20 protein-coding genes are annotated in these 20,920 nt (G+C 59.8%); 6 read left to right on the forward strand and 14 right to left on the reverse strand.

All coding sequences use genetic code 11. The annotated features are described in order from the left end of the window. Positions 1–52: 52 nt before the first annotated feature. The 4 genes from rhmD to ABLU96_RS24075 all read right to left on the reverse strand — a co-directional run bounded on the left by rhmD (position 53) and on the right by ABLU96_RS24075 (position 4,094). Complete coding sequence (gene rhmD, locus ABLU96_RS24060) at positions 53–1,258, reverse strand: L-rhamnonate dehydratase (RefSeq protein ID WP_014839100.1); 1,206 nt, start codon at positions 1,256–1,258, stop codon at positions 53–55. A 13-nt stretch (positions 1,259–1,271) separates the two neighbouring features. Then, positions 1,272–2,054, reverse strand: a complete 783-nt coding sequence (locus ABLU96_RS24065; RefSeq protein WP_004852774.1) for an IclR family transcriptional regulator — start codon at positions 2,052–2,054, stop codon at positions 1,272–1,274. A 204-nt stretch (positions 2,055–2,258) separates the two neighbouring features. Then, positions 2,259–3,455 carry a nicotinamide mononucleotide deamidase-related protein YfaY gene (locus ABLU96_RS24070; protein WP_348862866.1) on the reverse strand — a complete coding sequence of 399 codons (1,197 nt, stop codon included), beginning with the start codon at positions 3,453–3,455 and terminating at the stop codon, positions 2,259–2,261. Positions 3,456–3,551: 96 nt separating this feature from the next. Next, a complete protein-coding gene (locus ABLU96_RS24075) occupies positions 3,552–4,094 on the reverse strand; it encodes a YfaZ family outer membrane protein (RefSeq protein WP_004123076.1) in 543 nt (180 codons plus the stop codon). A gap of 269 nt (positions 4,095–4,363) precedes the next feature. On the opposite strand from ABLU96_RS24075, the gene ABLU96_RS24080 reads away from it, so the two are divergent. Then, a complete protein-coding gene (locus tag ABLU96_RS24080; protein WP_064407112.1) occupies positions 4,364–5,812 on the forward strand; it encodes a catalase in 1,449 nt (482 codons plus the stop codon). Between the two features lie 48 nt (positions 5,813–5,860). On the opposite strand, the gene ABLU96_RS24085 is transcribed toward ABLU96_RS24080, so the two are convergent. After that, entirely contained in the window at positions 5,861–6,853 is a 993-nt protein-coding gene (locus tag ABLU96_RS24085) for an Rpn family recombination-promoting nuclease/putative transposase (RefSeq protein ID WP_348862868.1), read from the reverse strand. 137 nt (positions 6,854–6,990) lie between these two features. Between ABLU96_RS24085 and nudI the strand changes: the two genes are divergently transcribed. Further along, positions 6,991–7,416, forward strand: coding sequence for a nucleoside triphosphatase NudI (gene nudI, locus ABLU96_RS24090; RefSeq protein ID WP_064404442.1), 426 nt, complete (start codon positions 6,991–6,993; stop codon positions 7,414–7,416). On the opposite strand, the gene ABLU96_RS24095 is transcribed toward nudI, so the two are convergent. Together ABLU96_RS24095 and tctD are read right to left on the reverse strand one after the other, a co-directional pair. Next, a complete protein-coding gene (locus ABLU96_RS24095; RefSeq protein ID WP_064404440.1) occupies positions 7,408–8,823 on the reverse strand; it encodes a sensor histidine kinase in 1,416 nt (471 codons plus the stop codon). The genes nudI and ABLU96_RS24095 overlap by 9 nt on opposite strands. Then, positions 8,810–9,484 (reverse strand): transcriptional regulator TctD, encoded by a 675-nt coding sequence (gene tctD, locus ABLU96_RS24100; RefSeq protein ID WP_014230233.1) that lies wholly within the window; start codon positions 9,482–9,484, stop codon positions 8,810–8,812. Before tctD ends, ABLU96_RS24095 begins: the two co-directional genes overlap by 14 nt. A 140-nt stretch (positions 9,485–9,624) precedes the next feature. Between tctD and ABLU96_RS24105 the strand changes: the two genes are divergently transcribed. The 4 genes from ABLU96_RS24105 to ABLU96_RS24120 all read left to right on the forward strand — a co-directional run bounded on the left by ABLU96_RS24105 (position 9,625) and on the right by ABLU96_RS24120 (position 13,307). Continuing rightward, positions 9,625–10,599: a tripartite tricarboxylate transporter substrate binding protein gene (locus ABLU96_RS24105; RefSeq protein WP_170873299.1), complete on the forward strand. Its 975-nt coding sequence runs from the start codon at positions 9,625–9,627 to the stop codon at positions 10,597–10,599. A 15-nt stretch (positions 10,600–10,614) separates the two neighbouring features. After that, on the forward strand, positions 10,615–11,046 hold the full coding sequence (locus tag ABLU96_RS24110; protein WP_064404437.1) for a tripartite tricarboxylate transporter TctB family protein: 432 nt from the start codon (positions 10,615–10,617) through the stop codon (positions 11,044–11,046). Between the two features lie 11 nt (positions 11,047–11,057). Further along, positions 11,058–12,578, forward strand: coding sequence for a tripartite tricarboxylate transporter permease (locus ABLU96_RS24115; RefSeq protein WP_014230236.1), 1,521 nt, complete (start codon positions 11,058–11,060; stop codon positions 12,576–12,578). Positions 12,579–12,683: 105 nt separating this feature from the next. Then, on the forward strand, positions 12,684–13,307 hold the full coding sequence (locus ABLU96_RS24120; protein WP_014839104.1) for a DUF2238 domain-containing protein: 624 nt from the start codon (positions 12,684–12,686) through the stop codon (positions 13,305–13,307). Here ABLU96_RS24120 and menE read toward each other — a convergent pair. The 7 genes from menE to ABLU96_RS24155 form a co-directional block, all read right to left on the reverse strand. Further along, positions 13,284–14,675 (reverse strand): o-succinylbenzoate--CoA ligase, encoded by a 1,392-nt coding sequence (gene menE / locus ABLU96_RS24125; protein ID WP_064374512.1) that lies wholly within the window; start codon positions 14,673–14,675, stop codon positions 13,284–13,286. The genes ABLU96_RS24120 and menE overlap by 24 nt on opposite strands. Next, positions 14,672–15,637, reverse strand: coding sequence for an o-succinylbenzoate synthase (menC, locus tag ABLU96_RS24130; RefSeq protein ID WP_064404435.1), 966 nt, complete (start codon positions 15,635–15,637; stop codon positions 14,672–14,674). Before menC ends, menE begins: the two co-directional genes overlap by 4 nt. Next, a complete protein-coding gene (gene menB / locus ABLU96_RS24135; RefSeq protein ID WP_004123101.1) occupies positions 15,637–16,494 on the reverse strand; it encodes a 1,4-dihydroxy-2-naphthoyl-CoA synthase in 858 nt (285 codons plus the stop codon). The genes menC and menB overlap by 1 nt, the downstream gene beginning before the upstream one ends. A 14-nt stretch (positions 16,495–16,508) precedes the next feature. After that, positions 16,509–17,267, reverse strand: a complete 759-nt coding sequence (gene menH / locus ABLU96_RS24140; protein ID WP_032750726.1) for a 2-succinyl-6-hydroxy-2,4-cyclohexadiene-1-carboxylate synthase — start codon at positions 17,265–17,267, stop codon at positions 16,509–16,511. After that, entirely contained in the window at positions 17,264–18,934 is a 1,671-nt protein-coding gene (menD, locus tag ABLU96_RS24145) for a 2-succinyl-5-enolpyruvyl-6-hydroxy-3-cyclohexene-1-carboxylic-acid synthase (protein ID WP_025106686.1), read from the reverse strand. The genes menH and menD overlap by 4 nt, the downstream gene beginning before the upstream one ends. Positions 18,935–19,011: 77 nt before the next feature. Beyond that, positions 19,012–20,307: an isochorismate synthase MenF gene (gene menF, locus ABLU96_RS24150; RefSeq protein WP_038423075.1), complete on the reverse strand. Its 1,296-nt coding sequence runs from the start codon at positions 20,305–20,307 to the stop codon at positions 19,012–19,014. Between the two features lie 97 nt (positions 20,308–20,404). Further along, positions 20,405–20,866: a GNAT family N-acetyltransferase gene (locus ABLU96_RS24155; RefSeq protein ID WP_004852808.1), complete on the reverse strand. Its 462-nt coding sequence runs from the start codon at positions 20,864–20,866 to the stop codon at positions 20,405–20,407. Positions 20,867–20,920 lie beyond the last annotated feature (54 nt).

Below are 20,920 nucleotides of genomic sequence, written 5' to 3' on the forward strand. Positions count from 1 at the left end.
CGTAATATCCTCAACAATAGGCCGCACATCTGCGCTGTGCGGCACGACGGGATCAGTGGCTATAAGGACGTTTTAGATTACAGTCGCGGTTCAGCTCCACTCCGAAGCCCGGTTTGTCCAGCACGGTTTTATGAATGCGCCCGTTCACCGGTACCGGCTCATCAACCAGAATCGGGTCAAACTGCGGACGCATCGTTGAACAGTCCGGGCTGGTCATCAGGAACTCGCTGAACGGCGTGTTGGTAAAGGTAATGACCGCATGGTGCGAATAGACCGACGAGCCGTGCGGCACCACCAGCTGGCCGCGCGATTTGGCGATCGCCGCAATCTCCACCAGCGTGGTCAGGCCGCCGCACCAGCCCACGTCAGGCTGCATAATATCGATGCCGGTTTCCGACAGCGTGCGGAAGGATTGCAGCGTACCGTGGTGCTCGCCGCTGGTGACCATCATGCCGGCCGGGGCATTGCGTTTCAGCTCGCGATAGCCTTCATACTGCTGTGGCGGCAGGCACTCTTCGATCCACTTAAGATTAGAGGGCGCGCAGGCGTGGGCCAGTTTAGTGGCGTAGTTAACGTCCTGGCTCATCCAGCAGTCCAGCATCAGCCAAAAGTCCGGGCCGCACTTTTCGCGCATATCGGCCACCATGGCGGCATCTTTGCGGATCCCCGCGTCGCCATCGTGCGGCCCCCAGTGGGTCGGCATCTTGCCGCCAATAAAGCCCATCTCTTTCGCCAGGTCCGGACGCGCCCCGGTGGCGTAGAACTGAATTTCATCGCGTACCGCGCCGCCCAACAGTTTGTATACCGGTAATCCCACCACTTTGCCGAACAGATCCCACAGCGCCAGGTCGACGCAGGAAATCGTATTCATCACCAGGCCGCCGGATCCGGAGTAGTACAGGGTGGCGTTGAGCATCTGGTCATGGATCAGTTTGATATCGCTGACGCACTTGCCTTCGATAAAGCGGTTGAGGTGTTTTTCCACGATAAAGCAGCCCATCTCGCCCGCGGTCGATACCGCAAAGCCGGTCTGCCCGTTTTCGGCTTCGACCTCAACGATCAGCGTGCCGAGAACGTTGATGCCAAACGACTGGCGGGACTGTTCATACTGTTTATATTTGCTCATCGGCGTGGCGATATGATCGTCAATCCAGTGATTCGCCCCCTGGTCATGATAATCGCCGCCGCCAGCGCCTTTCTCTGCGGTAGCACCGCCGATAAACCAGGCGCGGACGTGTTTAATTTTCGGTAGGGTCATGATCTTCTCCTTATTATGAGGCTTGTTGTTCGAAGGGGCTTTTCCACCCCAGCAGACGGGAAATATCTTTGGCGCAGGCAATCGCCCTACCGGCGAGGTAATCGCGATTGTCTTCATTGATTTGCAGACGGGTACCCACCACGGAAATGGCGGCGGTCAGCTCGTTATTGGCATTAAAAACCGGCGCCGCCACGCAGCGAACGTCGGGATAGTCTTCGCCGTTATCAAAGCTCCAGCCGCGGGCGCGAATACGGCCCAGTTCATCACGAAGCTGTTGGGCGCTGGTGATGGTGGTTGGCGTCGCCCGCTCCCACTGCAGCTCGCTGATAATCGACTCCTGAACCCGCTCGGGCTGCCAGGCCAGCAGGCATTTACCAATGCCGGAACGATACAACGACAGGCTCTTACCTTCATGCGAACGCACGCTGATGGTGGCCGGGGATTCAATCTTCAGAATGTAGTAGGCGTTGCCGCTGTCGATGATGCCCAGGTGGCAGAGCAGCCCGCACTGATCCATCAGCTGCGTCAGGCGCGGGCGCGCCAGTTCGCGCAGGTCCATTTTGCTCAGCGCCTGCCCGGCCAGCTCAACCAGCTTGGTCCACAGGCAGTAGTTATCCTGATTATCCATGCTGAGGAAGCGCTGTTTTTTCAGCTCTCCCAGCAGCAGATAGGCGGTGCTTTTCGGAATACCCAGTTCGTCAATAATGGTCGCCGCGCTGCAGGGGCCGATGCGGGCGATCAGATTGAGAATATCAATGGCGCGGGTCAGCGCCGGGACTTTGCTTGATTCCAACATACTGGACTCCAATCCTGAATACTGGAATCAGTGTTGCGGTTGTCGGGCGTGTAAATTGTGAGCGACTTCAAATGACGACGCTATTCCAGCCGGGTGGACGTTCAGAGGGAGAAAAATGCGAGATAGGGCACAGAATTTTTTAAAGCTAGTACAACAGGCTGGACTCATCGCGCGCCGGGAGGGGCTCCCGACGCGGAGGTGGGTTTACGCTGAGAGAGATTCGACGACGTTAATCCAGCCGTGTTCACCGGCCACCGGCTGGCCGTTCAGCCAGCGGCGCAGCATGTTGAGGGCCATCATCGCGCACACTTCCTGACGCACCTGGAGGCTGTGGCGGTTGGTGGTGAATTTCACCCGCAGCGCGTGGGTGCCGTCCGGCGTGGAAAGCGCAAAGTTCAGGTGATCGCTCTCCTGACCACTCACCGCCAGCGCCAGGCCGGCAAAGTGTTTTTCGCGCCGTTCCGCCGCCCAGCGCGCAGACTGCGCCAGGGTCTCCTCCTGCGCCGGAATGACTTCGCTGGCCAACAGCGGAGCGTTGACGCGAGAAAGCTGTAGCGCCAGCAGACCACCGGTAAACTGCTCACTCAGCGTCAGGCTTAGCTGACGCTGCTGCAGGCGACGGGCGATCTGCGCAGGCAGGCCTTCGGTACCTTCGAAAATCATGCTCTCTCCGGCCACCTTCTGCACTTCCGGCCACAGCGCCAGCATCGCCTCGCGCTGTTCGGCAGGCCCGGTCAGCTTCAGTTCGATAATCGGCATTGAGGAGCGATAGCCCATCACGACGCCCGGTGGCAGCTGCAGATGGTCGAGGTTCTGCGCCAGTTCGCTTTCGGAACGGCCGAAGGTGGTCAGGCGCAAACACAGCGGCGCAGCGGATAGCGGGAAACGTTCGCGCAGGCGCGGTAAGATTTCCTGTTCAACCATCACCTTAAATTCGGAAGGCACGCCGGGAGTAAAAAACATCAGGCAGCGGTTTAGCTGCACGGCAAAACCGCATGCGGTCCCGACCGGGTTGTTGATCATCTCGGCGCTTTGGGGAATTTCCGCCTGTTTACGATTGCTGGCGGCCATGGGTCTTCCGCGCTCGGCAAAGAAACGGGTCATGGTTTCCAGCCAATCTTCGTGCAGAATTAACCCTTCGCCTTTGGCCGTCGCCGCGGCCAGCGCGCTCAAATCGTCGCTGGTCGGCCCCAGGCCGCCGTTAACGATCAGCACGTCAGCGTGTTCGCTGCGCTCGCGTAAAATCGCCACCAGGGAGTCGAGGTCGTCACCCACGGTATGGCGACGCTTTAAGGGTAATCCTTGATTAAAAAAGAAATCCGCCAGCCACGCGGCATTGGTGTCGATGATTTGCCCATGCAGCACTTCATCGCCGGTGGACAGCATTTCCACGTTTAACATTGTGAACTCCAGCCTGATAAGTAGAAATACTATATCGCAAAGCGGCTGGTGAAAAAGCCTGAAAATCAGGCGCGGCGGAATACCGCGCCGGAGAGATTAGAAGCTGGCGTTGACGCCGACGTACGGACCGTCCGCGACCGCGTTATCGCGGTTGCCGTCTTTACCCGCCAGGTTAAGGTAGCGGTAACCGGCTTCGATGCTCAGAGGGCGCATAATGGTAAAGCGCGCGCCGGCATTGGCTTCCTGATAGCTGTCGATACCGCTGGAGAGTGAATCGGGAGAGTAATAGTATTCGCCGAACAGGCGGAAGCTGTCGCCGATTTTCCACTGCAGACCGCCGCCAACCGCCGCCGCGTAGCCTTCATCGCCATTGTTCGGGTTGGTGTAAACGCCTTTTCCGCCCACGGTGGCCAGGAATGGCCCCAGGGGAATGTTCAGGCCCAATCCTAGCCCCGCCGCATCGCCGTCGTCATCATTGTGCAGCCAGTTGCCGGTTACCGCCAGGCCGGTCGATTCCGTACCGAATCCGACGCCAAGGTTAGTGTAGTGCTCGCCGGCCTGCCCGCTGACGCTGATCGCATTTGCCGCCGTCGAGACGAACATCATGCCGGCCAGGGCCATAAATATGCTTTTTTTCATTTTTATCTATCCAGAAAATAATAATAAGAAAATCCCAAAAAACCGCGAAATTGTACTGCTCCGTTTTAAGGAATCAATGCGTTATAGCGCGCTTTTACCGCGTGATTGTAACCAGTTGCTTCGGGAGCCTTGTTAACGGTCTCAGATATCAATTCAATAGTCAGGGTCAAATTGCTGGGACTCAGCCTTTATTATACAAATAGGCTCCAGCTTATTTCGTCGTCGCAAAGAGATGAATAAGTTACATAAAACTTTGTCAGGAGATAAAGATGAGCAAAAAAGGATTAACCACCGCCGCCGGCGCCCCGGTTGTCGATAATAATAATGTCGTCACCGCAGGCCCGCGCGGCCCGATGCTGCTGCAGGATGTCTGGTTTCTGGAAAAACTGGCCCACTTCGACCGTGAGGTTATCCCGGAACGCCGAATGCACGCTAAAGGCTCCGGCGCTTACGGTAAACTGACCATTACCCGCGATATCACCCGCTATACCCGCGCAAAACTGTTTGCCGAAATCGGTAAAACCACCGATCTGTTCCTGCGCTTCTCAACCGTCGCCGGAGAACGCGGCGCCGCTGACGCCGAGCGCGATATTCGCGGTTTCTCGATCAAGTTTTATACCGAAGAAGGCAACTGGGATCTGGTGGGCAACAATACGCCCATTTTCTACCTTCGCGACCCGCTGAAGTTTCCCGACCTTAACCACGTCGTGAAGCGCGACCCGCGCACCAACCTGCGTAACCCCACCTGGAAATGGGACTTTTTCTCCCTGCTGCCGGAAACGCTGCATCAGTTAACGATTGATTTCAGCGACCGCGGCCTCCCGCGTTCCTATCGCCATATGCACGGTTTCGGCAGCCACGCGTTCAGCTTTATTAATGCCGATAACGAACGTTTTTGGGTGAAATTCCACTTCAAATCCCAGCAGGGGATCGCCAACCTGATGGATGATGAAGCGAAACGCCTGGTGGCAGAGGACCGCGAGAGTTCGCAGCGCGATCTCTATGAATCGATTGAAAAAGGCGATTTCCCGCGCTGGACCTTCTACGTGCAGATCATGCCGGAAGCGGACGCCAGCCGGGTCCCTTATAACCCCTTCGATCTGACCAAAATCTGGCCGCACGCTGATTATCCGCTGATGGAAGTCGGCGTGCTGGAGCTCAACCGCAACCCGGACAACTACTTCGCAGAAGTTGAGCAGGTCGCGATGAATCCGGCCAACGTGGTGCCCGGGATCGGCTTCTCTCCGGATCGCATGCTGCAGGGACGGCTGTTCTCCTACGGCGATACCCAGCGCTATCGTCTGGGCGTCAACCATCATCAAATTCCGGTCAATGCGCCGCGCTGCCCGTTCCATAACTACCACCGCGACGGCGCGATGCGCGTTGACGGCAATAGCGGCAACGGCGTCACCTATGAACCCAACAGCTTTGGCGCGTTTCAGGAACAGCCGGACTTTAGCGAGCCGCCTTTAAGCCTTGAAGGCGCGGCGGCCCACTGGAATCATCGGGAAGATAACGACTACTTCAGCCAGCCGCGCAGGCTGTTTGAGCTATTAAGCGAAGATGAACATCAGCGTATGTTCCAGCGTATCGCCAATGATATGCGGGATGTCCCTGAGTTTATTCAGCAGCGACAAATTGGCCTGTTCAGTGAAGCCCACCCCGACTACGGCGCGGGCGTGGCTGCGGCGCTGAAAGCCTTAAAGCACGGAGAGTAATGCTGATGGCAGCCCTTGCGGCTGCCATTTTACGGTTTTTAAACGCGCTTAGTGCTGAAGCTTGGCGAGCTGCCGCAGCGACAAACCGGTTAGCTTTGCGACCTGAGAGGGCTCAAGCCCATCATCCAGCATCGCCTGAGCAATGCGTTGCGTCGCCTCCTGCTGTCCTTGATGCCGGCCTTCTTGTCGGCCTTCATTCCGGCCTTCCTGTCGACCCTTTCGTAAACCTTTTTCTATCCCCGCCTTCATTCCCTGAAGGACCCCCTCTTTACGGCCACGCTCTTCCAGAAAATGAGCAATATTCATCAGCGTCTCCTTATGCGGCTTGAGTGGCGTCTTTTGCGCGAGCTTGCGTAAAAAGGCCACCGGATCGGCGGCGTTGCCCGCCTGAAGCATATAATTCAGCAAAGTTTTAAACTGCCGACGCGTAGTGTATCCCAAGGATAATATCCTGACCAGTTGCTCAGAAATGTCCATCAAATCCCGCTGGCGGATATGTTTTTGCAGCAGTTCCAGCATAGCGACACGGCGGTGCTGCACAAGCCGATCGTCAGGAATCACCGTGACGTCTATCAGTGGAAAACGCTGGCTATACAGCCGCTCGGCCACCTCTGGCTGAGGGAAATCATCCAGCCAGCGCGTCGAGTACGGGTAAGGAGCGATCCTGCCGTGATAAAATAGCAGAGGAATAACCAGCGGCAGCTGATGATGCCCTTTATCAAGGTGGCGCTGCATGGCCGCGATGGCGTATCGCATCAGGCGAAACGCCATATGCCTGTCGGGAGAGCTTTGATGCTCTATAAGAATGTAGATGTACCCCTCTCCGTGCTGGGTTTTTAGCGAATAAAGAATATCCGAATGGCTTGCGCGTAGGTCCTCTTCAATAAAACTGCCGGATTCCAGCTGCAGCGTTCGCAGATCGCACTGTTCCCGCAAATGCTTCGGAAAATGAATAGACAAAAAATCGCGCGCCGTTGCCCGTTGGGACAAAAGGTGTTTAAACACCGCATCGTGCGGTGAGTGGCTTGCTATCTGTTCCATGATGGCCCCTGACCCGTTAACCTACGCTCACCCTACCACCGCACGCGTTCGCCGCGCGTTTTCGCTTGCGGTTTGCCGAGGCGGCTCGCAAACTGGGCCTTCCCGTTAGTTATCCCTGTCATCAGTAAGGAGAAATCATGCGTCAAAGGACTATCGTCTGCCCGCTCATTCAACATGAAGACCACTATCTGCTGTGCAAAATGGCCGACGATCGCGGCGTATTTCCCGGCCAGTGGGCGCTCTCCGGCGGCGGCGTCGAGCCAGGCGAGCGCATTGAAGAGGCGCTGCGGCGAGAAATTCGCGAGGAGCTGGGCGAAAAACTGCAGCTGACCCAGATTACGCCGTGGACCTTTAGCGACGATATCCGGGTTAAAACCTACGCCGATGGCCGCCGGGAAGAGATTTATATGATTTACCTGATCTTCGACTGCATCAGCGCCAATCGCGAAGTGACGATCAACGAGGAGTTTCAGGACTACGCCTGGGTGAAGGCAGAAGATCTTCCCCACTATGATTTGAACGCGGCGACCCGCAGGACGCTCACCCTGAAAGGCCTACTCTGAACCCACGGTCAAAAAGCGCAGTCTGACCTTCAGCCCGCCCAGCGTTTCGCTACGCAGCAGCTGCGGATGGCTGCGGTGCAGGCGCGCAATATCGCTGACCAGCGCCAGTCCAAGCCCGGCGCCGGGGTTGTCACCCACGTTTTCCAGACGATGGAACGGCATGAGCGCCTGCTGAATCTGCGCATCATCGATCCCCGGCCCGCTGTCTTCGACGTCCAGCAGCACCGCCTCTCCGTCACGATGCAGGCTGACCGTGACGATACCGCCCTGCGGCGTATAGCGAATCGCGTTATCCAGCAGATTCGCGCACAGCTCGCTCAACAACACGCCATCGCCGGCAATGGTCACCGTCGAGGGTTCCCCCTCATAGCCGAGATCGATAGCCTTGCTCCGCGCCTGCTGAAGACGCGAAAAACAGCTGTTGTGGACGATCTCATGCAGGTCCACCGGCGGGAACGCGTGTTCGCTCTGCTCTTTCCGTTTGATGGTAGCCAGCTGCAGCAGGCGTTCGGTAAGCAGAATAGTACTGTCAAGCGTGCCGCTCATCGCCTCCAGGCTCTCTCGCCACAGCCGGGGATCGCCGCTCGCCAGCGCCACTGAGGCCTGCGTTTTCAACACCGCTAACGGCGTTTTGAGCTGATGCGACGCGTCGGCGCTAAAGCGCTCCTGGCGGGAGATCATCACCCGTAACCGGTCGATATAGCGGTTAAAGGCCACGATCAGCAGACGGGTTTCCGACCACGGCAGCAGCTCCGGCAGCGGCGTCAGCAGGCCGGGTTCGCGCCGCACCATGAGCGCCGAAAGCCGGCGCATCGGCCGCAGCACGCGGCGCAGCAGCCAGCCGGTGAGCACCAGCGTCAACAGCACTAATAGCCCCTGCGAGATCCATGATGAAAACAGTAGCTGTCCCGCCAGCCAGCGCCGCGACTGCAGCGTTTCGGCGATGTAGATTTCCGCCATGCCGACAACGCCGCCTTCGTTAACCGGCTGCAGCAGGCGCGCCACGCGGATGGCCTGACCGCGATATTCAGTATGATAAAACCACGCCAGCGCCGGATAGAGCTCGGTTCGAGAGGTCGATGGCGGCATCGATGGCAGGTCGTCAAAACCGGAAATCACCCGCTTCTCGGGATCGAGTATCTTATAGTACAGCCGATCGTTCATATTCAGCTCGAAGCTGTCCAGCACCACCCAGGGGACATTCACCTCCAGCCTACCGCGGCGAACCACCAGGCGTTCCGCCACCGTGCGGGCGGATGAAAGCAGCGTGCGATCGTAAGCCTGGGTCGCCGCCTGCAGAGCGCTGACGTAGCTATTGAACGCCGACAGCCCCCATAGCAAAACCAGCGGCAGGCCGAGAAACAGCAACAGTTGAGCGAATAACGACTGCGGTTTACCCCACCTCATGAGCGAGCTCCAGCACGTAGCCCAGGCCGCGCAGGGTCACGATACGCACGTTGCTCTCCTGAAGTTTCTTACGCAGACGATGGATATACAGCTCGATGCTTTCCGGGCTGACGTCATCGTTCAGGCTGAAAACCTGTTCAAACAGCTGCTGGCGCGACACCGGCCGCGTACGGCGAAACATCAGCACCGTCAGCAGCGCCTGCTCGCGCGGCGTCAACGACAGCGTTTGTCCGCAGAGTAAAAAATAGCCTTCATCGCGATATTCCAGCGCGCCGATCTGCTGAACCTCATGCACCTGGCCTTCGCTACGCCGCAGCAGCGCGCGCAGCCTGGCATCCAGCTCTTCAAGCTCAAAAGGTTTCGGCAAATAGTCATCGGCGCCGACGTTCAGCCCTTTAACCCGATCCGCCACCGCGCTGCGGGCAGTGAGTAGCAAGACGGGAAGGGTCTGCCCGCGCTTTCGCAGGCGCTGCACCACCTCCAGACCGTCGAGTCCCGGCATGCCAATATCCAGCACCGCCAGCGCATATTTTTCGCTTTGCAGCAGATGATCGGCCGCGCGACCATCCAATACGCAGTCCACGGCAAACCCGCCCTGCACCAGCGCTTTCTCCAGCCAGTGAGCCAGCTCACGGTTATCTTCTGCCAGTAAGAGACGCATATCACATCCTGAAAAGTTGCTGCCGCATTGAAAGGGAAATGAAAGGTAATTGTTTTAACAATCACGCAACCGAATAGCCACATGCCGGTTCACATAATTAAAAAAACGTCTCCTGTATCTGACTGAGGAAGCTTATGAATATGCCATTCCTGCGCCGTGCTGGCGCCATTGCATTATGCCTTTTAACCGCCTCTGCCCTGGCCGCCGAGGCGCCTTCCCGTACCGAATGTATCGCGCCCGCCAAGCCCGGCGGCGGCTTCGACCTCACCTGCAAGCTGATCCAGGTCAGCCTGATGGAAACCGGCGCCATCGAAAAACCGATGCGCGTCACCTACATGCCCGGCGGCGTAGGCGCTGTGGCCTACAACGCGATCGTCGCCCAGCGCCCCGGCGAACCCGGTACCGTAGTCGCGTTCTCCGGCGGCTCGCTGCTCAACCTGGCGCAGGGCAAGTTTGGCCGCTACGGCGTGGATGATGTGCGCTGGCTGGCCAGCGTCGGCACCGATTACGGCATGATCGCCGTCCGCACCGACTCGCCGTGGAAAGACCTGCCGTCGTTTATGGCGGCGATGGAAAAAAATCCCGCCAGTATCGTCATCGGCGCCGGCGCCTCCATTGGTAGCCAGGACTGGATGAAAGCGGCGCTGCTGGCGCAAAAAGCCAACGTCGATCCGCACAAAATGCGCTACGTGGCGTTTGAGGGCGGCGGCGAACCGGTCACCGCACTGCTGGGCAATCACGTACAGGCGGTCTCCGGCGATCTCAGCGAAATGGTGCCTTATCTCCAGGGCAATAAAATCCGCGTGCTGGCGGTGTTCGCTAACGAAAGGCTGCCGGGTGACCTCGCCGATGTGCCGACCGCCAAAGAGCAGGGCTATGACCTGGTCTGGCCGATTATTCGCGGCTTCTTCGTGGGTCCGAAAGTCAGCGACGCCGACTATCAGTGGTGGGTGGATGAGTTCACGAAATTGCAGCAGACCGACGCGTTCAAAAAGCAGCGCGAGCTACGCGGCCTGTTCGAATTCAACATGAACGGTAAGGAACTGGACGCCTACGTTAAACAACAGGTGGAAGCGTATCGCCTGCAGGCGAAATCCTTTGGCCTGGCCAAATAATTTACGGAGGTTGCGATGAGCGATCGTATTTTTGCCGGAGTGTGGCTGCTGCTCTGCGCGGGTGGAATGTTTATCGCCTGGCAAATTCACAGCGAATACGCCTATGAGCCCGTCGGCCCACGCCCTTTCCCGGTCGGCATTATCGGCCTGATGCTGGCGTGCTCTGTTTTGCTGCTTCTGCGTCGGCCCGACGCCATCACGTGGCCCGGGCGCCGGGTTTTACAACGACTATTAACCATGGTGGTTGCGCTGGGGATCTATGCGTGGGGTTTTGAATGGCTGGGTTTTCCTCTGGCCACCGCGCTGCTGACCGCCGCGTTTGGCCTGCTGTTTGGCGCCACCCTGCCCGCCGCCGGGATAGCCGGCGTCGCGATGGGCATCGCGCTGTGGTACGTCTTTGACGCCCTGCTTGATGTCACCCTGCCGCTCGGCATCTGGTTGAGTTAACGGAGAAGGTTATGGATATCTGGATTTATTTATCGCAGGGCTTCGCCGTTGCCATGACGCCGGGCAACCTGACCATCGCGCTAATTGGCTGCTTTGTTGGCACTATCGTCGGTCTCCTGCCGGGTCTGGGTCCGATTAACGGTGTCGCGATCTTACTGCCGCTGGCCTTTGCTCTGCACCTGCCCGCGGAATCAGCGCTAATCCTGCTGGCTACGGTCTATATTGGTTGTGAATACGGCGGGCGCATTTCGTCTATCCTGCTTAACGTACCCGGTGATGCCGCCGCCATTATGACCGCTCTCGACGGTTATCCGATGGCGCAGCAGGGACGCGGCGGCGTAGCGCTGTCGATCTCTGCCGTGAGCTCCTTTGTTGGTTCAACGATCGCTATCGGCGGGATCATCCTGTTCGCCCCGGTGCTGGCGCAGTGGTCGCTGGCGTTCGGCCCGGCGGAATATTTCGCCCTGATGATTTTTGCCATCGCCTGCCTTGGCAGCATGATGGCGGAAAATCCGCTGAAGTCATTTCTCGCCGCGTTAATCGGCTTGGGGCTGGCGACGGTGGGCGTTGATGCCAATACCGGCGTGTACCGCTTCACGTTCGACAGCGTTCATCTTTCCGACGGCGTGCAGTTTATCGTGGTGGTGATTGGGCTCTTTTCGGTTTCGGAGATTTTGCTGATGCTGGAGAGCACCAGCGGCGGGCAGAAGCTGGTACGGAAAACCGGACGCATGCTGTTTAACGCCAAAGAGGCGGGCCAGTGCGTGGGCGCGACCCTGCGCTCATCGGTGGTGGGTTTCTTTGTCGGCATTCTGCCGGGCGCAGGGGCGACCATTGCCAGCGCCATCACCTATATGACCGAGAAAAAGCTCAGCGGCAATAGCGCTACCTTCGGCAAGGGCGATATTCGCGGCGTCGCGGCGCCGGAAGCGGCGAACAACGCCTCCGCCTGCGGCTCGTTTATTCCGATGCTCACGCTCGGCGTCCCCGGCTCCGGGACCACCGCGGTGATGATGGGCGCCCTGACCCTCTACAACATCACGCCGGGACCGGCGATGTTTACCGAACAGCCGGATATCGTCTGGGGGTTAATTGCCGCGCTGCTCATCGCCAACGTGATGCTGCTGATTATGAACATTCCGCTGATCGGCCTGTTCACCCGCATGCTGACGATTCCGCTATGGTTTCTGGCCCCGGCCATCGCCGCCGTGTCCGCGGTCGGCGTCTACGCGGTGCACAGCACCACCTTCGACCTGCTGTTGATGGTTGGGCTGGGAGTGCTGGGCTACATTATGCGTAAAATGCACTTCCCGATGTCGCCGCTGATCTTAGGGTTTGTGCTGGGAGAGATGCTGGAGCAGAACCTGCGCCGCGCGCTGTCCATCAGCAACGGCAACGTTGCGATTCTGTGGCAAAGCGGCGTAACGAAAACGCTTCTGTTTCTGGCCATCGCGGTGATTGTTGTCCCTCCGCTGCTGCGGTACTGGCGGAAGCGCCAGCTTAATACGCAGGGCGACCTGCCCTCTTCCTGATGCTCAACGTCATTGGCGGTCGCTCAGCGCCGCCAATGACGGTATACGTTGAATTTCCACCACATCTGCCTGATAGTTATCGTTTTAACTTTCTGGTGATCCATTATGACCGTCGCCGCATCCCGTTCGGGGTTAACATTCGCCGCGCTGGCGCTGGCCCTGATGCTTGTTTACACCGGTATCAGCGCAGGGGATAAGCTCACCTGGCTGATGGAAGTGACGCCGGTGATTATCATCGTTCCGCTTTTGCTGGCCACACGCTCGCGCTATCCGCTGACGCCGCTGCTTTACACGCTGATTTTCTTCCATGCCATCATTTTGATGGTCGGGGGTATGTACACCTACGCGAAAGTGCCCATCGGCTTTGACGTCCAGGCGTGGTTGGGACTGAGCCGTAACCCCTATGACAAGCTGGGGCACTTTTTCCAGGGGCTGGTGCCGGCGCTGGCGGCGCGGGAGATTCTGCTGCGCGGCGGCTACGTTCACGGGCGTAAAATGCTCGGTTTCGTGGTCTGCTGTATTGCGCTGGCGATTAGCGCCGTCTATGAACTGATCGAATGGTGGGCGGCGCTGGCGCTGGGACAGGGCGCGGATGAGTTTCTCGGCACCCAGGGCGATCCCTGGGATACCCAGTCGGATATGTTTTGCGCCCTGCTCGGCGCGCTGACCACCGTTTTAGCGCTGGGCCGCTGGCATACGAAGCAGCTACTGAACGTCCAGCGCGTCTGAGTCGGGCATCGCCTGCTGGTTGACCCAGTCACGTAGCGCCCGGCGGGAAATTTTAATTCCGCCGGTTTTCAGCGATTCAGGCAGCCGCAGCCAGCGCACCGGCTGCTGAAAGCGCGCCAGCTTATCGGCGCACCAGCCCGCCAGCGCGGACGGGTCGTCATGCTCGCCGCACTCCACCACCGCCACCGGCCGCTGGCCAAACTCCGCATCATCCTGCGGCACGATGAAAACTTGCGTAATCCACGGATGAGCGCCAATCACCCGCTCCACTTCTTCCGGCTGAATACCTTCTCCGCCGCTAAAAAAGAGGTTGTCCACTCGTCCGAGGATAGTCAGCCTGCCGTGCTCCAGCCGGCCCCGATCGCGAGTGGCGAACCAGCCGTCGGCATTAGCGAGGGGGACCATTTGCCCATCGCGCCAGTAGCCTGCGGCGATGCTGTCCGACCGCAGCCACACTTCGCCATCGACAATCCGCACTTCGCGCCCCGGCAGCGGCTGCCCGACATCCGCCAGGCCGTCCGCCTCCTTGGCGCATACCGTGGAGGCAAACTCGGTGAGGCCGTAGCCGCACCAGCAGCGAATACCGCGCTTACCGGCCTGCTCGGTTAGCGCCACCGGGATCGCCGCGCCGCCGAGCAGAACCGCTTTCAACGACACCTCGGCGTCGCCGCTGAGCAGGCGCCAGAGCTGGGTCGGCACCAGAGAGGCATGGGTACAGCCGCGTAACGCCTGTTCCAGCGGCTGCTTGTCGCGTACCGTCAGGCCTGCGCCAGCTAACAGCCAGCGCCAGAGAATCCCCTGGCCGGAAACGTGAAACAGCGGCAGCGACAGCAGCCAGTCGTCCTGCGGCGCAAAGGGTATCATCGCCAGCACGCCCTCTGCGCTGGCAAGATGGGCGCGAAAAGCGTGCACCGCCGCTTTCGGTAGTCCCGTCGACCCCGAGGTTAGCGTCATGGACGCGATACGATCTTCTCGCCAGGCGACCGCGTGCACGCCGTCGCCGGCGCGCAACGCTAATGGATTAAGCGCCACCGGAAGGTCGCCGCCGTTTAGCACCAGCGCGTGGCGCAGTCCCAGAGACGGCAGCAGTTCCGCCAACAGAGGAGCAGGCAGCTGCGGATTCAGCGGCAGGACGCGCGCGCCACACTGCAGGAGGGCCAGCCACGCCAGCAGAGCATCGGGCTGGTTGTAAGCGCGAAGCAGCACGCCATCGCCGTCGCGAACGCCCTGGGCGTGGAATTCCACCGCCAGCGCATCAATTTGCGCGCACAGTTCCCGCCAGCTTAGCCGCCGCTCGTTCAGGCGCAGCGCCTGAGCCTCTTCCCGCAGCCGCCTCCAGTGGCGCCAGGGCCAGTCGCTAAAGGTCACAGCAGCGGCTCCAGCTCATCAACGTTCAGACACGGCAGCTCGCTTTCCGGCCAAGGGCGCACCAGCTGGGCACGCATCAGGCTCAGCGTGTCCAGACCGGGGATCGTGTCCGGGGTCAGCCAGGCGGCGATTCGCGCCAGCTGCGTCAGGCCAAGGCTCGACTCAATGGCTGAACTGATGACCGCCGTCAGCCCCAGGGCATGCGCCTGCGCCACCTGCTGCCGCACTTTTTGCAGACTGCCGGTCAACGTCGGTTTAATCACCACCGCCCGCAGCCCCGGCTCGGCGGCAAAGGTAAAGTCCGCCTCGCGCAGGCTCTCATCCCAGGCGATAGCGATACCCGTTTGTTGGGCAAAAGCGCGCGAATCATCGCGGTTTTTACAGGGTTCTTCGAGAAAGGCGATGCGGCTGCGATAGTGTGGATTCACGTATTTGGCAAACTGCTGCGCTTTCAGCGGCGTCCAGGCGCGATTAGCGTCGAGGCGTAGCGTCAGATCGGGAATCGCCTCCAGCAGCAGGTTGACCACCATGCCGTCGCGCACCGCCTCATACAGGCCGACTTTGACCTTGGCGACTTTTTCGCCGGGCATCAGCGAAAGCCTGGCGAACAGCTCGTCCGGATCGCCGGCGCAGAGCGGCGCCGCGCGATAGTCCGCAGCCTGCGGCAGCTCGCCGCACAGTTCCGCCATTGCGCAGCTCGCCCCGAAAGCCGCCGACGGCGGCGTTGGCAACGCGCCCTCTTCGCCATCGCGCCAGGCGCTCGCCCACGCCAGCAGCGCAGCCTGCGCCTCATCCAGCGTTTCCAGGCTGAATCCGGGCAGGGGAGATATTTCCCCCCAGCCTTCGCGCTCGCCGTCGCGCAGGCGCAGAAGCAAACCATCGCGGGTTTTTAACCGCCGTTCACGCAGCACCACTCCCGCGTCCATCGGTAGCTGCCAGCGGTAGACCTGCGCCTGCCGCATTACGGATTCCGTTTAAATTTGCTGAAGTCCGGCTGGCGCTTCTGATTGAAAGCGTTGCGCCCTTCCTGACCCTCTTCGGTCATGTAAAACAGCATGGTGGCGTTACCCGCCAGCTCCTGCAGTCCCGCCTGGCCGTCGCAGTCGGCGTTCAGCGCCGCCTTCAGGCAGCGCAGCGCCATCGGACTGTTCTGCAGCATTTCCCGGCACCAGCGCACGGTCTCTTTTTCCAGGTCCGCCAGCGGCACCACCGTATTCACCAGCCCCATATCCAGCGCCTGCTGCGCGTCGTACTGGCGGCACAGGAACCAAATCTCACGGGCTTTTTTCTGCCCGACGATGCGCGCCATATAGGAGGCGCCCCAGCCGCCGTCGAAAGAGCCGACTTTCGGGCCGGTCTGGCCGAAGATGGCGTTTTCCGCCGCGATAGTCAGATCGCACATCATATGCAGGACGTGGCCGCCGCCGATGGAGTACCCCGCCACCATCGCCACCACCGGTTTCGGGCAGGTGCGGATCTGGCGCTGAAAATCGAGAACGTTGAGGTGATGAACGCCGGAATCATCCTGGTAGCCGCCGTAGTCGCCACGGACTTTCTGATCGCCGCCGGCGCAAAATGCTTTATCGCCTTCACCGGTCAGAACGATGACGCCAATATTGTCGTCATAGCGGGCATCCGCCAGCGCCTGAATCATCTCTTTGACGGTCAGCGGGCGGAAAGCGTTGCGTACCTGCGGGCGGTTGATGGTAATTTTGGCAATCCCGTCCGCCGATTTTTGGTAACGAATGTCGGTGTAGCCTTCGGAGCAGTCCTGCCATTCAATCGGGGCGTAAAGCATGGCTTCATCAAGAGAGATCATAAAGTGTCCTTCGGTTAACTCGCTAAAAACTGCGCCAGACAAGCCACGACAGCATCGGGGTTTTCCCGATGCGCGTTGTGTCCGGCATGATTAATCACGTGCGCGGTGGCGGAGAGTTCATCGGCGATGGCGCGAAACTTGCCGTCGCGTTCGCCGCAAAGGTAATGAAAAGGGAAATCGCGCGCCCGTAACGACGCGCGCAGATCGGGTTGTTCCGCCAGCGAGCTGGCCTGCAGCATCGCCGCCAACGCTCCGCCGTTATTGCGGCTGCGTAGCGCAACCAGCGACGCCCGCTGCGCTGCGTCCAGGGAAGCGAAGACCGGCTGCTGATACCAGTCGGCAAAGACCTGGGTCAGCGGCTCGCGGCGAAAGCGTTCAGCCCAGGCGGCATCGCTGTGCCGGCGCAGCCTACGCTGGTTATCATCCCCCAGGCCCGGATGCCCCCCCTCGACGACCAGCCCGCAGAGCCCTTCGCGCGGCTGGCTGACATAGAACATCGCCACCCGTCCGCCGAGGGAGTATCCCACCAGCCAGTACTTAAGTATGTTGTAACTATTAAGCGTATTCTTAATCAGCTCGCTGACATCGGCAAAATGGTTGACGGTAATATGCGCCGATCCGCCGTGGCCAGGCAGGTCAATATAGAGACGCGGATACGCGCCAAACGCCTGCCCCACCGTGCGCCACTCATGACTATCCCCGGCAAAACCGTGCAAAAAGACCAGCCAGGGATAGCCCGGCAGGCCGCTTTCAGCCACCGCGTGCAGCGTCATAGCTGACTCACCTGCGCCAGCAGCTGCTGAAGCGTTTGCGTACCGTCGGTTTCATTAACCGCCAGCTCAATCAACGTCGCGCCGGGTCCTCGCCAGGCAACGTCCAGCGCCTGCTCCAGCTCATTCCAGTCCGCAGGGCGATGGTAAGTCAGATTGAACATCGCCGCCGCGTGCGCGAAATGGATATTCTGCGGCATCAGATAGAACTGGCTGCGCTGCTCCTGCGGCGTGGGCAGCAGGGAAAAAATCTGCCCGCCGTTATTGTTGACGACAATCAGCACCAGCGGCGCGGAGGCCTGATGCAGCAGGGCCAGCGAGTTGAGATCGTAAAGCGCCGAAAGATCGCCGACGATAGCCAGCGTCGGACGCGCGCTGGCGCGCTGTACCCCGGCCGCCGTCGCCAGCAGGCCGTCTATTCCGCTGGCCCCGCGATTGCTGTAGACCGGGTAACCTACCGGTAGCTGCGACAGCGCGTCAATTAAGCGCACCACCAGGCTGTTGCCGACAAACAGCTGGCCCTGTTCCGGCAGATAGCGCCGGATTCGCTGCGCCAGCTGGGCTTCGCCGAAATCCTCGCTGCTGGCGACCGCCGCCTGCCATGCCTGGCGCGAAAGCTCGGGAATGACGGTGGGCCACGGCTGTCGTTTTTCCGCCGGATGCTGTTCAAGCCAGCGGTCGATGGCGCACACCAGCCGGCGACCGCGATGCTGGGCGGGATCCAGTCGCCCCGGCAAATTATCCACCAGCCAGTACTCTTCGGGTTCGCAGGTGGCCTGCCACTGCAAAACGCGTTTGCTGGTCAGGCTGCTGCCCAGTTGAACAACGATTTGCGCCTGCGCCAGTTCACTGACCGCCTTGCCGTTGCCCAGCCACAGGTCGGCGCAGGGGAGCGGCTGCCCGGTTTGCGAGAGCACATCGCCAATCAGCGGCCAGCCGAGGGTTTTCGCCCACTCGGCCACCTTGACGCCCTCTTCCGCGCTCATCCGTCCGGCGACCACCACGCCGCGTTTCTGCCGCCAGAAAAACCAGTCGCGCTGCTTTTCACTTTCCAGATGCAGAGAGTGACGCAGCCAGGGCTTGTCGCTCTGCCACCAATCACCGAGCTGCTGCTGCCACTCGGCGCCGGTGTCGTCCATATCGCCATACAGCGGTTCGGCAAACGGACAGTTAATATGAACGCCGCCGCAGTGTAGCGCGCCGAGCGCCTGGTCGAGGGTCGAGACCAGCCAGCGGGCGGAGATATCCTGCGACGGACGCGGCAGGGATAGCGTCTGCGACGGGTGCGAAGCAAACATGCCCGGCTGGCGAATCGCCTGATTCGCGCCGCAGTCAATCAGCTCCGGCGGCCGGTCGGCGGTCAGTAAAATGAGTTTTTCACCGGTCAGCCCGGCTTCAATCAGCGCCGGATAGAGGTTAGCCGTCGCGGTACCGGAGGTCACAATCACCGCCACCGGCTGACCGCTGGCTTTCGCCAGCCCTAACGCCAGATGGCCGAGGCCGCGTTCATCAAAGTGGGTATGGTGAATAAATGCGCGGTTTTCCGCCGCCGCCAGGGTTAAAGGTGTCGAGCGCGATCCGGGCGCAATGCAGATATGCTGCACGCCGTGGCGCGTCAATGCTTCAAGGATCACCGCCGCCCAGCGTCGGTTAAATGCGCTTACAGACATGAATTTGTCCAGTATCAAATATTGAGGCTAAGTATAGATAAAGCAAACTGTTGCCGTTTTGATATGCATCGTTTTCTCTATACTTCTGACAGCAGTAACGAACGCAATCCCGCGGCTTTATTTTCAATTTCCTGCCACTCCTGCTCCGGGTCGGAACCGCTGACGATCCCCGCACCGGCGTAGAGTCTGAGCGTACGCTGTTCGATTTTCGCCGAACGCAGAGAAACGCAAAATTCGCTTTGCGCCAGCGACAGATAGCCGGCGGAGCCTGCATACCAGCCGCGGGTAAAAAGCTCATTACGGGTGATAAAATCCAGCGCAACCCGGCGCGGTAAACCAGCAACCGCCGCCGTGGGCTGGAGCTGATGAAGGCAGCGGGCATCGTCAGGCTTCTCCAGCTCGGCCCAAATACAGCGCCGGAGATGCTGTACTTTCCGCAAACGGACAATCTGCGGCGGCAGGACTTCCAGCGCGCGGGTCTCCCCTTGCATCCGCTGACAGATATCCTCCACCACCAGCATATTTTCGCGCTGGTTCTTATCGTCGGCCATCAGCCAGTTACCCAAACGCTGCGCCTGGCGATCGTCCGCATGACTGGCAACGGTTCCCGCCAGCGCTTCGGTACGCAGCAGCGCTCCGCGACGCCGCCACAGCCGTTCCGGCGTAGAGCCCATAAAGGCCTCTTGCGCGTTAAAGACCATCAGGAAGTGGAAGCAGTTAAGGTTGCTGCGGCGGCTGGCCGCCATAATCGCTCCGGCGTTTAACGGAGCGGCGAAGTGCAAATCGGTGGCGCGAGCCAGCACCACTTTATCCATCTCCCCCGCCGCTATCGCCTGCGTCGCCTGCGCAATCAGCTCTCTCCACTGCGGATAAGCCGGGAAATGCTGTTCGCTCAGCAGAGAGGGCATCGCGGTAGCCTGCGCCTGTTTCGCCACCAGCGAATCGAGAAATTCACGTGCCGCACGGGCATCGTCACGGAGCGAGGTCTCGCTATATAACACCAGGCGTAGCGTGGCGCTGCCGCCCAGCCGACGCCACTCCAGCCTCGGCAAGATCAACAGACCCTGCTGAGGATGAAAGGCGTTAAGGCCGCAAATTCGCAAATCTTCACGCCCCTGCTGGCGCAAAAAAGCGTGCGCCTGCTCAAGGGAAGCAAAGATTTGCACCGCCCCCAGCGCGGCCAGCTCTTCATCGCCGCTGCGCTGCTGCCAGTAGAACTGCGGCCACTGCGGCTGATGCGTGCACCACAGAAGGGGATCAAATGCGTCATTCAGCGCGAAGGGGACATCGAAAATTCGCGTGCCGGGCAAGGGCGGGAACGCTTCATCCAGGCAGCGATACAGGCTTTCCAGCGCGGTGGATACAGACAGCACGCAAACCTCCACGGAGTAAAAACCCCACATTATACGGGGTACTACTGAGGAATAGCAGTACCCACGATGAGGGAGCGGTTTTTAATTAGCGCGGCGGTTAGTGGGTGGCGATTTCGAACGCCATGCCGATATGGTCGATGCCGTCCTCGTCGTAAACCTCGGTCACCGGCACAAAACCGAAGCTGGCGTAGAATTTTTGCAGGTGCGCCTGGGCGCCAAGATAGATAGCCTTTTGCGGCCAGTGTTGCCGGCAGCTGGCCAGCGCCTGTTCCATCAACTGATAGCCCAGCTTCTCGCCGCGTACCGCCTGGCTGACAATCACCCGACCAATCACCACCGGTTCAAACTCATCATCGCTCTTGAGAATGCGCGCGTAGGCTACCAGCTCATCGCCGCGCCAGCCGAGAAGATGGCGATTCTCCCCCACCAGATCGTCGCCGTCGACGTCCTGATAGGCGCAGGTTTGTTCGACAACGAACACCGCACAGCGTAATTTCAGCACGGCGTAGAGCTGTGGGACGGTCAGTTCACCGTGGTGAAGATCCTGCCATGTAATCATCTGCGCTTCCTTAATTAATTTTAACCCTAAATAATTCAAGTGGCATGAAGGCGG

This window comes from Klebsiella sp. CN_Kp106 (assembly GCF_040064575.1).
Taxonomy (GTDB): domain Bacteria; phylum Pseudomonadota; class Gammaproteobacteria; order Enterobacterales; family Enterobacteriaceae; genus Klebsiella; species Klebsiella michiganensis.

What these genes read in the sequence shown, in the direction of transcription:
- rhmD (WP_014839100.1), bottom strand. Translation starts at nt 1,258, where the DNA reads ATGACCCTACCGAAAATTAAACACGTCCGCGCCTGGTTTATCGGCGGT.
- menC (WP_064404435.1), bottom strand. Translation starts at nt 15,637, where the DNA reads ATGCGGCAGGCGCAGGTCTACCGCTGGCAGCTACCGATGGACGCGGGA.
- ABLU96_RS24070 (WP_348862866.1), bottom strand. Translation starts at nt 3,455, where the DNA reads ATGTTAAACGTGGAAATGCTGTCCACCGGCGATGAAGTGCTGCATGGG.
- ABLU96_RS24115 (WP_014230236.1), top strand. Translation starts at nt 11,058, where the DNA reads ATGGATATCTGGATTTATTTATCGCAGGGCTTCGCCGTTGCCATGACG.
- ABLU96_RS24080 (WP_064407112.1), top strand. Translation starts at nt 4,364, where the DNA reads ATGAGCAAAAAAGGATTAACCACCGCCGCCGGCGCCCCGGTTGTCGAT.
- ABLU96_RS24065 (WP_004852774.1), bottom strand. Translation starts at nt 2,054, where the DNA reads ATGTTGGAATCAAGCAAAGTCCCGGCGCTGACCCGCGCCATTGATATT.
- ABLU96_RS24075 (WP_004123076.1), bottom strand. Translation starts at nt 4,094, where the DNA reads ATGAAAAAAAGCATATTTATGGCCCTGGCCGGCATGATGTTCGTCTCG.
- ABLU96_RS24110 (WP_064404437.1), top strand. Translation starts at nt 10,615, where the DNA reads ATGAGCGATCGTATTTTTGCCGGAGTGTGGCTGCTGCTCTGCGCGGGT.
- ABLU96_RS24095 (WP_064404440.1), bottom strand. Translation starts at nt 8,823, where the DNA reads ATGAGGTGGGGTAAACCGCAGTCGTTATTCGCTCAACTGTTGCTGTTT.
- menB (WP_004123101.1), bottom strand. Translation starts at nt 16,494, where the DNA reads ATGATCTCTCTTGATGAAGCCATGCTTTACGCCCCGATTGAATGGCAG.
- tctD (WP_014230233.1), bottom strand. Translation starts at nt 9,484, where the DNA reads ATGCGTCTCTTACTGGCAGAAGATAACCGTGAGCTGGCTCACTGGCTG.
- menH (WP_032750726.1), bottom strand. Translation starts at nt 17,267, where the DNA reads ATGACGCTGCACGCGGTGGCTGAAAGCGGCCTGCCGGGCTATCCCTGG.
- ABLU96_RS24155 (WP_004852808.1), bottom strand. Translation starts at nt 20,866, where the DNA reads ATGATTACATGGCAGGATCTTCACCACGGTGAACTGACCGTCCCACAG.
- menD (WP_025106686.1), bottom strand. Translation starts at nt 18,934, where the DNA reads ATGTCTGTAAGCGCATTTAACCGACGCTGGGCGGCGGTGATCCTTGAA.
- ABLU96_RS24105 (WP_170873299.1), top strand. Translation starts at nt 9,625, where the DNA reads ATGCCATTCCTGCGCCGTGCTGGCGCCATTGCATTATGCCTTTTAACC.
- nudI (WP_064404442.1), top strand. Translation starts at nt 6,991, where the DNA reads ATGCGTCAAAGGACTATCGTCTGCCCGCTCATTCAACATGAAGACCAC.
- ABLU96_RS24085 (WP_348862868.1), bottom strand. Translation starts at nt 6,853, where the DNA reads ATGGAACAGATAGCAAGCCACTCACCGCACGATGCGGTGTTTAAACAC.
- ABLU96_RS24120 (WP_014839104.1), top strand. Translation starts at nt 12,684, where the DNA reads ATGACCGTCGCCGCATCCCGTTCGGGGTTAACATTCGCCGCGCTGGCG.